At 65.9% G+C, this 9,242-nt stretch carries 5 protein-coding genes; 1 reads left to right on the top strand and 4 read right to left on the bottom strand.

Going from position 1 to position 9,242, the window contains the following annotated elements:
* Positions 1-682 precede the first annotated feature (682 nt).
* Positions 683-3,739, bottom strand: a complete 3,057-nt coding sequence (locus tag VLR48_RS09900) for an efflux RND transporter permease subunit (protein WP_325291627.1) — start codon at positions 3,737-3,739, stop codon at positions 683-685.
* 15 nt (positions 3,740-3,754) lie between these two features.
* Positions 3,755-4,816: an efflux RND transporter periplasmic adaptor subunit gene (locus VLR48_RS09895; RefSeq protein ID WP_325291626.1), complete on the bottom strand. Its 1,062-nt coding sequence runs from the start codon at positions 4,814-4,816 to the stop codon at positions 3,755-3,757.
* 232 nt (positions 4,817-5,048) lie between these two features.
* Here VLR48_RS09895 and VLR48_RS09890 point away from each other — a divergent pair, with 232 nt between their 5' ends.
* Positions 5,049-5,501, top strand: a complete 453-nt coding sequence (locus VLR48_RS09890; protein WP_325291625.1) for a helix-turn-helix domain-containing protein — start codon at positions 5,049-5,051, stop codon at positions 5,499-5,501.
* A 128-nt stretch (positions 5,502-5,629) separates the two neighbouring features.
* On the opposite strand, the gene VLR48_RS09885 is transcribed toward VLR48_RS09890, so the two are convergent.
* The gene (locus VLR48_RS09885) at positions 5,630-6,421 is read right to left on the bottom strand and encodes a SprT family zinc-dependent metalloprotease (RefSeq protein ID WP_325291624.1); all 792 of its coding nucleotides are present in this window, start codon (positions 6,419-6,421) and stop codon (positions 5,630-5,632) included.
* A complete protein-coding gene (locus tag VLR48_RS09880; protein WP_325291623.1) occupies positions 6,408-9,113 on the bottom strand; it encodes an HsdR family type I site-specific deoxyribonuclease in 2,706 nt (901 codons plus the stop codon). The genes VLR48_RS09885 and VLR48_RS09880 overlap by 14 nt, the downstream gene beginning before the upstream one ends.
* Positions 9,114-9,242 lie beyond the last annotated feature (129 nt).

Here is a 9,242-nt window from a genome sequence, read left to right as displayed (position 1 = left end):
CACCGATCGGCGCAGAATGCTCCCTGATCCACCATCGGACGGAGCCTGCCATGACCATGCATCGAACCCGCTGGTATCCGGCTGCCCCAACGGGGCTCACCACGCGAGCCCGGGGCAACGCCCCGGGAACACGACCCCCATGCGAAGCCCTGAAGGGGCGGCCCAACGCTTTGATGTGTCGATCTTTGGCGCGCGTTTCGGGAAACGGCCGAACGGTGCAAAACGCTCAGCAAAATGCTCAGCCCCGGCAGCATCTTTAAACCGCCCTTTCAGGGCTGAAGGTCTTGGTTGATTGGAATCCGGGGCGCTGCCCCGGGCTGACATCGGTCGCGCCGTTGGCGCTCGACACGAACTGCCGCAACGAGGCTAGCCAGGCTCGTCCTCGAGAGTTTTGATTGCTTGATACTTGAGGCCCTCTGCTCAATCGTGGATTCGGCGCTTAGCTGAATCTCCTTACTAATCAGGTATCGGTTTGATCTCCCGCCACGAGTCGAGGTCGCTGCATGCGGAAGCCACCGGCGGATCTTAAGGCGATTTCCGCGAATCGACATCCCAACGGTACATCCGATTGGCCGGACGTGACGCCGACGTTGCTTCCGGTCAATCGAATATGCACGGAACGATCCGAACGTGCGGAGACACATTTCGCGGACGGTGCGGTCCAGCCCACGCGTTTGGCGGACTACGCCCTGCCGGACGCCTGAATCCGAAAGAGCACCGCGTACAGCAGCGGCACCACGACAAGAGTGAGAGCGGTGGCGAAGGCGAGCCCGAACATGATGGTCACGGCCATGCTCTTGAAGAAGGGGTCGAGGAGCAGCGGCGCCACGCCGAGGATAGTGGTCAAGGCGCCGAGGAAGACCGGTCGGGCACGGCTCACCGCAGCGTCGAGGACGGCGTCCAGACCGGCTTTGCCGTCGCGCCGCTCGGCGTCCGCTTGGTCGACGAGGACGATCGAGTTCTTCACCAGCATGCCGATCAGGCTGAGGAAGCCTAGGATCGCCATGAACTCGAACGGCACGCGGAAGAGCAGCAGACCGATGGTGACCCCGATGATCGCAAGCGGGACCGTCAGCCAGATCACCAATGGCTGGCGGACGGCGTTGAACATTACCACCACCGCGAGCACCATGGCCGCGAAGCCGTAGGGCGCCGAGAGGGCCAGCCCCTCGTTCGCCTCCCGCGAGGCTTTGTACTCGCCCTCCCACTCCAGCGCATAGCCGGGCGGCAGGGCGATCGCCTCGACCTCTGGCCGCAGCCGCTCGAGCAAGGGGCCGGACAGCTCGCCGGGCGGCGGGTCGGCTTGGGCCTTGATCGTCGGGAATCGGTTCACCCGGCGGATCACGGCATCCTCCCACGCCACGTCCACCCCGGTCACGAGTTGCCCCACGGGGAGGTAGCGCTGGGCGGTCGGGCTGTAGACCTGGACATTGTCGAGCTGGTCCGCGGTGGCCCGTTCCGCCAAGGGGGCACGCGAGACGATGGGGACCAGGGTGTCGCCCTCGCGGTAGACGCCGACCTGCGCCCCGGTGAAGGCGCGGTTCAGCGCCGCGCTGATCTGGGTCGCATCGACGCCCGCGCGCTGCGCGGCAACTGGGTCGACCGCGGGGCGGAGCACCGGCACCTTCTCCCGCCAGTCGTCCTGGATCGCCACGGCGTCGGGGTCGTTCGCCATGACCGCCTTGGCCTGCTCGGCAAGGTCGCGCAGCACCTCGGGATCGGGACCGCGGAAGGCGGCCTCGATCTTCTTGCCGCCGCCGCGCCCCAGCATGAATTTCCAGACCTTGATAGCGGCATCGGGATGGCGCGCCTCGAGCTCCGTCTGCAGCTCGACGATCAGCGGGGCGATCAGAGCGGCGTCCTCCACGTCGACCAGCAGTTGGCCGTAGGCGCTGTTGGGATCCTCCGGGACGTAGGTGAGCATGAAACGCAAGCCGCCCTGACCGACGAAGCTGGTGGCATGGGTCACCCCGGGTTTCCCGCGGACGTGGGCCTCGACTTCCGCAAGCTCCGCGGCGGTCACCTCGATGTCCGTGCCCTGGGACAAGTAGAGGTCGACGACGAACTGCGGCCGCGCCGACTCGGGCATGAAACCGGGCGGCACGGCGCCGAAACCGAGTACCGCAGCCAGGAGCAGGGCCAGCAGCCCGATGCCGGTGCCGAGCCGCCGGCGCAGCAGCACCTGCAACAGGCGACGGTAGCGCCCGAGCACGGGGCCAGAGCCGGCGCCGATGCCCGCTCCCTCCGCCGGCTTGACCTTGAGGAAGCTGACGCAGAACAGCGGCGTCAGGGTCACCGCGAGCAGCCAGCTCAACAGCATCGAGTAGAGGATCACCCAGAACAGCGACCCGGCATACTCGCCCATGTCGGTGGGGGACAGGCCGATGGCGCTGAAGGCGAGGATGCCCACCGCGGTGCCGCCGAGCAGGGGCCACTGGGTCGCTTGCACCACCTCGACGGCGGCCCGGGTGCGCTCCTCGCCCTTCTGCAGCCGCACCAGGATCCCGTCGGTGACGACGATGGCGTTGTCCACCAGCATCCCCAGCGCGATGATCAGCGCGCCGAGCGAGATGCGCTGCATGGCGATTCCATCCAGATGCATCGCGATCAGCGTGCCGGCCACGGTGAGCAGCAGGATGGCGCCGACGATGAGGCCGCTGCGCAGCCCCATGAAGAGCACCAGCACCAAGACCACGATCACCACCGCTGCGACCAGGTTGGCGACAAAGCCGTCCACCGCCGTGCGCACAGCGTCGGACTGGTAGGAGACGATGTTCAGCTCCATGCCCACCGGGCGCTGCGACTCGAGCTCCGCCAGGCGGGCGCGCACCGCGTCGCCCATGGCGACCACGTTGCCGCCGGAGAGATTGGAGACCCCGAGTCCGATGGCGGGCTCCCCGTCGTAACGCACCAGGGCGCGCGGCGGCTCAAGCATCCCGCGGGTAATCGTCGCGACATCCTTCAAGGAAATGACCCGATCGCCGCCGGAAGAGGCGAGGACGATGTTGCCGATCGCCTCGACCGAGTCGATCTGCCCCGTGGGGCTGACCGCGACGCGTTGGGGTCCGACCCGCAGATCGCCTGCCGCGGCGAGCAGGTTCCGCTCGCGCAGGACCTGATGAATCTGCTCCAGGGAGACGCCGAGCTGAGCCGCCTTCGCCGCGGCGATCTCGACGAAGATCGCGTCCTGGGGCGCCCCGAGTGTCGCCACCCGGGCCACGCCCGGCACCAGCACCAGCTCGCGCTCCAGGTCCTCGACATAGTCGCGAATCTGCTCCAGGCGGTAGCCGTCGCCGGTGACCGCGAAGAAGAGGGCGTAGACGTCGCCGAAGTCGTCGTTCACCACCGAGGGGCCGGCCCCCGGCGGCAGCAGGCGCTGGGCATCCGCGACCTTGCGCCGCAGCTTGTCCCAGACCTGCTCGAGGTCGTCTTTGGTGCGGGCGAAGCGCAGGTCGATCTCCACCGAGACCCGCGACTGGCCGAGGGTGGAGACGGACGTGACCTCCTTGACCTCTTGGAGCTGCTGAACCGCGCCCTCGATGGCGTCGGTGACCTCCTCGGCGACCTGGGCGGGGAGCGCACCCGAATAGGGGGTGACGATGACCGCCTGGCGGATCACGAACTCCGGATCCTCGAAGCGCCCGAGCTGCTGGTAGGCGATGTAGCCGCCGACCAGCAGCACCAGGCAAGCCAACCAGGCGATGGTGCGCTTGCGCAGGGTGTAAGCCGCGATGTTCATGGCGTCCTCCGGACCCTAAAGCGCGTGGACCAGCATGCCGTCGCGCAGATGGTTGACGCCCGCCGTGACGATCCGCTCGCCGGGCGAAAGCCCGGCGAGCACGACGATGTCCTCACCCTGAATCGCGCCCGTCTCGATCGGCCGACGGCTCACCCGCGAAGACTCCGGGTCCACCACCCAGACAGACGGCGCGCCGTCGACCCCGGCGACCACCGCACGCAGGGGGACGCGCACGCTGGCCGGACCCTCGCCGACCGGCGCGTCCGCGGGGAGCACCTCTAGCGCCATCCCGGGCAACAGCGGCGCGTCCGCCGAACGCGTCACGCCGAGCACGGCCTCGTAGGTCTGGGTCTGCGGATCGGCTTCGGTCGAGAAGGACTTGAGCGTGACCGGGAAGCGGCGCTCGGGCTGATCGGGGAAACGGGCGAAGCCCGCGACCCGCTTCGGCTCTCCGCGGACGACCCGCTCCGGGACATGGATGACGATCTCCAGCTCGTCGGTGCTCTGGAGGCTCACGACGGCCTCCTTGGCCTGGACGTTTTGGTAGTTTTCCACCAGCCGGCGAGCGATGGTCCCACCAAAGGGGGCGGTCAGCCGGGTGTCGTCGAGGTCCTTGCGCGCCGCGGCGAACGCCGAGCGGGAGACCTCCATGGCCGTGCGCTTCTGATCGACCTCCGCCCGGGGAACCGCCTTGTTTCGATCCCAGAGCTCCCGCACCCGCTCGTAGTCGGCGGTGGCCTTGTCGAGCTCGGCCTGCGCGGCGGCGAGCTGCGTCTCGAAGCTCTCGGGGTCGAGGCGCGCGATCACGTCAGCGGGCGCCACGACCTCGCCTTCCGAGACCGGAAGCTCGATGATCTGCCCCGGGACATTGAATGCGAGCTCCGCCCGCTGAACGGCGCGCACCCGACCGGGGAAGCGCAGACCGGAGTCGAGTCCGGCGGGTACGATCTCCAGAATCTGCGCCGGACGGGACGTCTCGACTGCCGCGGAGGGAGGTAATTGCTCCTCACACCCGGCGAGCAAGAGGGACAGGCCTAGGAGTCCCCAAGCGCCCGCTTTTTGGTGATGGATGGACATGGGGCTCGCTCCCGGTGTTGGATCTTGGTGGTGGATCCGGCCGTTGGATCTGTGGCTTGTATTGCGCGATCGCCGTCGGGAACGCCTGGGGGTTGAACGTCCGCGGCAGCCGCCGAGTCTGTCCGAGCAGCGGCTTGTCGGCAATCCAGTGACCGCTCAAACTGGGCGGATGCAGGCGGCCTCGCCGTCTGCTCCGCGGTTGCCCCGCGGCCAAGCCCTCTGGAGCGCCCTGATGACATTCGACTACGAAGACCTCACCCGGCACTTCGGCCGCATCTGGCCGATCCATACGGCACACTTCTGCGACCTCTTGGTCACCCTGCGCCAAACCTTCGGCGGCGACCTCGACAGCATGCTGGTGCTGGCGGTGATCGGCACGCGGACCCTGGCGTGGGGACGCATCGACGGCCTGTCGTACGACGAGTTCATGGCGCGCGACCGGGATCAGACCGAGCTCGCCCCGATCAACCTGCAGTCGATCGCGGACTACAGCGGGATCCCGCGCGAGACCGTGCGCCGAAAGGTGCAGGCGCTCCAGCGTGCCGGTTGGGTCCGCAAGCGCGATGACGGCTATCTGATCGCCACGGGTCAGGCCGCCGTGGACCTGGCGCCGGCAACCGAAGCGACCTTGAAGTATCTGGTCGCTATCGGCGCAGCATGCGCCGAGGGGGCGTCCGGGGACTGACAGTCTTCGAACTGGATTGGCCGCAGGCACATCTCCCGCCCACATCTGTCGGGACGCACCGGTTCAGCGCAAAGGTAACCCCGAGAATGACTCCGTTTTTGGCAGTCCTCTGGTCACGGAATCGATCCTCATGGCGTGTCGGTCGCATTCTCCCCGGCGAGCCGATCGGCCAGATCGACAGTGAGGCGGTGTCCGTTGGCCGCCAGCCATTGTCGGGCGCGTTCCGAGCCTGGACAGTGACTCCGCACGGTCAGCCAAAACCGCGTCGAATGATCCGGAATGGCCAGATGGACCAGCTCATGGGTCACGATGTAACGCAGGACATCATCCGGCGCCATCACCAGGCGCCAATTGAAAGACAGATTCCCGAGCGCCGAGCAATTGCCCCATTTCGTGCGTTGGTCCATTACAAAGACCTTGCCCGGAGCGCGTTGCAGGCGCGGGCCGATGAGCGAGATATGGTGTGCGATCCGCTCACGGGCCAGCCGCCGCAGCCAGTTCTCCAGCGACTGTACGACCGACGTGCGCGCTCGCGGGCCGGTCGTGATCTGAATCGCGCCGTCCCTGAGCGCGACCCGGTTCGGTCCCCGCCAGGACGGGATCCGACTCACCCGGACAGGCACCGTCTCACCCCTGAGCAACACCGTCCCGCCTGCGCCCGTCTCCGTCTGGCGCAGGGCGAGCCGGCTCTTCGCACGCTCCACCTCGACCTTTATCCAGGCAAGGTTCTCGGCAAGAAAGGCCAGTCCCTCGGCCTCGTCGCGGCCTTCAGGGATCACCAACTCCAACTCGGTCGGACCGCGAACCCTGATTCTCAGTTTCTTGGCATTTTTCGAGTGAACCAGCCGGCAAGCCACCTCCCGACCGCCGAGATCAAGGCGCTGCACCCTGCCGGAGACAAGCCGTTCAGCCGGAGGCATCCGTGCTTACCAGCTCGTTGACGGCGGGCATGAGGAACGGCGGGTCGGCGTCGTCCGGGTCGAAGCCCAGCGCCGCATAGCTCGGATTCCAGGATTCAGCCAGAAGCGATTGCTCCACCCGCATCCGTCCGCCTTTGGAGCGACTCCAACCGGGCACCAGCAATTGGTTGTCTCGCAAGTGTGCGACCATCTCGCGCGCGCAATCAGCCAGATACGCCGTGTCCTGACTGGCGGAAAACGCACGCAGGATCGAGAACAAGGCATATTCTCCGGGTCGCGTGAGGAAGAGCATCTCGGGTTCTTCGACACGTTTGACGGCTTCATCGGCAATGTCCTGCAAGTCCTTCAGGCGCTCCTCCGCCGCCTTGTCGAGCGCATCCTTCTTGGCCTTCAAGCGTGCCAGTCGCTCGCCCAACTGCCGATAGGTGAATCCGGAACTGTCTTCCTCGGCAAGCTCCGCCGTCAGGATCGCCTCCAGTGCCGCGGCCTTATCCGCGGCGCTCGGGAGTTCATCGAGCTTGGCGACATAGTCCTTATCGATTTTGAACACCGGCAACGCCAGGGCCACATCCATGAAAGCGGTGTTCTGCTCGATCAACTCACGGGTCTTCGCCGAGAGCTCGCCGAAGGTCCCGCGCGAGGCTTCGCTACGAAGGCGGCGCCGATAGGCGACGTAAATGCTGCAGAGCCATCGGTAAGTGTCTCGATGAGCGTAGAGACAGGGGTCGGGAGATACGGCCTCCCACAGACGTTCGAGACTCTTGAAATTGTGCTCGAAAACCTTGGCGGCATCCGGATCCTTGATTGACCGCAGCGCGGCCAGCAGGCATTCGCGCGTATCGGCGATCCGGATCCCTTTGAAGCTCTCCATGCAGCGCGCAACCTCGCCCGGCACCGTTGCCTTCAGCGCCTGCCAGTCGATCAATGCCTCCTCGCGGACGTTCTCGTCGAAGTTGAGCGCCTTGGCCAAATCGGTGAAGACGCCGAAGTAATCCACCACGACCCCGGTGCGCTTGCTCATCGCCGGGAGCGGGCGGTTCGTCCGGGCGACCGCTTGGAGCAGGTTGTGGTCACGCAAAGGTTTGTCGAGATACATCACCTGCTCGATCGGGGCGTCGAAACCGGTCAGCAGGCGGTCGCAGACGATCAGGATCTTGAGCGGCGGGCGCCACGTCTCCCGGAGCTCGCCGTAGCGCTCCCTGTTCCACTCCTCCCATTGGCTCGGGGTGAGCTTGAAATAATCGATCAGGTCGTCCTGCTTCTGTTTTCCGTAGTGAAATCGCGAGAGGTCGGCGTCGTCGTTCTGACCCTCGGAGATGATCACGTCGGACCAGGCAACGGGTAGCCGGCGCTCCTTGAGCTTGGCGTCCAGCGCATCCTTGAAGCGCGCGCATGCGAGGCGATCCACGCCCACCAATTGGGCTTTGAAGCCGCTCGGGTCGGGATAAGCAAGGAAGTGCTTCAGCATCTTGCCGACGACGATCTCCACCCGGTCGGGATGGCGTGCGAGCTCTTTCCACTGCGAACGTTGTCGCTGGATCAGATCCTTGGCCTCTTCGTCGTCGACTTCCATCTCGGCGCACATCTGCTCGAACCCGACGTTCAGGGCCTTCTCGTCGAGGACAAAGGGCACCTTGTCGCGGATGTAATGCACCTCCAGCGTGGCCCCGTCCTTGATCGCGCGCTTGATCCCGTAGTAGCTGAGATAGCGCTCCTGCTCCCCGCCGATCACCGGCCCGAAATCGCGATGGGTATTGAGCATGGCGCGGTCGATCGGCGTGCCGGTCAAGCCGAATCTGAAGGCGTTGGGCAGTTTCACGCGCATGGTCATCGCGTGACTCTCTGCCGTCGTGCCTTTTTGCGAACGGTGGCACTCGTCCACCAGGGTGATGATGTTGTCGTCGTCGAGCGGCCGCAGGTCCGCCATCCTTTGAAACGACTGCAGGGTTGTCACGAAGGTGCCGCGCTGCGGCTTTCCGCTCGGATTGCGCAGGATGCCCTTCAAGTCCTCGACACCCATGGCCTTGCGCACGCCGGGGAAGTCGCAGGCGTCGAAGTCGTCGGCGATCTGGGTCTTCAGATCACGCCGGTCCACCACGATCAGCACGGTCGGGTTGTCCAGTGTCGCGCTGCGCGTCAGCTTGTAGGCCGCAAAGACCATGGTCAGGCTCTTCCCTGAGCCCTGCGTGTGCCAGACCAAGCCGGTGCGATCCTGCGCGGTCACCGGCTTGCCGACCAACGACAGGACGCGGTCCAGGATGTCGTTGACCAAGAGAACCGTGTCGTCGCGGCACTGCTTGACCCCCTGCACCCGATACTGATTGGTCGCAGTGAAGTCGTTGAGGTGTTGGCGCCCCGGCTCGAAGGCGATGAAATGGACAGTGGTCGCGTCCGGCCCCGGCACAAGCTCCACCCGCGCGCCGTCGCGCAGCAAGTCCAGTGTGTCGCGGTTGGCGGCGAGGCGGTCCGGCTTGCTCATCGTCCGGCGTAAAGCATTGACGGCAAGCAGCGCTTGGGCGCGCGTGTTGACCTGCTCGTTGATCCTGATGATGGCCTCGACCAGCAAGGTCTCGACCAGCGGATCCTGCAGCGGGCGCGCGAAGGCCGCCATCTCGGATTCGCCCCGATAGGTCCAGCCCAGACCCTCGTCGCCGGGGGCTGGACTACCGTGACCGGAAAGCCATCGGATCACCGGGAGTTCGACGTATACTCGGCGAATGCGAGATTTTCGGCATTTTCACTCGCCGATAATCGCGAAGTTCTCGGTCAACAACGAGCGCATCTGATCACGATACAGATGCGAATTGTCGAAGAAGCCTTC

Origin of the sequence: Thiocapsa sp. (genome assembly GCF_035467215.1) — a bacterium.
GTDB lineage: Bacteria > Pseudomonadota > Gammaproteobacteria > Chromatiales > Chromatiaceae > Thiocapsa.
This window is presented reverse-complemented; position numbering and strand designations above follow the sequence as displayed.

What these genes read in the sequence shown, in the direction of transcription:
- VLR48_RS09900 (WP_325291627.1), bottom strand. Translation starts at nt 3,739, where the DNA reads ATGAACATCGCGGCTTACACCCTGCGCAAGCGCACCATCGCCTGGTTG.
- VLR48_RS09895 (WP_325291626.1), bottom strand. Translation starts at nt 4,816, where the DNA reads ATGTCCATCCATCACCAAAAAGCGGGCGCTTGGGGACTCCTAGGCCTG.
- VLR48_RS09890 (WP_325291625.1), top strand. Translation starts at nt 5,049, where the DNA reads ATGACATTCGACTACGAAGACCTCACCCGGCACTTCGGCCGCATCTGG.
- VLR48_RS09885 (WP_325291624.1), bottom strand. Translation starts at nt 6,421, where the DNA reads ATGCCTCCGGCTGAACGGCTTGTCTCCGGCAGGGTGCAGCGCCTTGAT.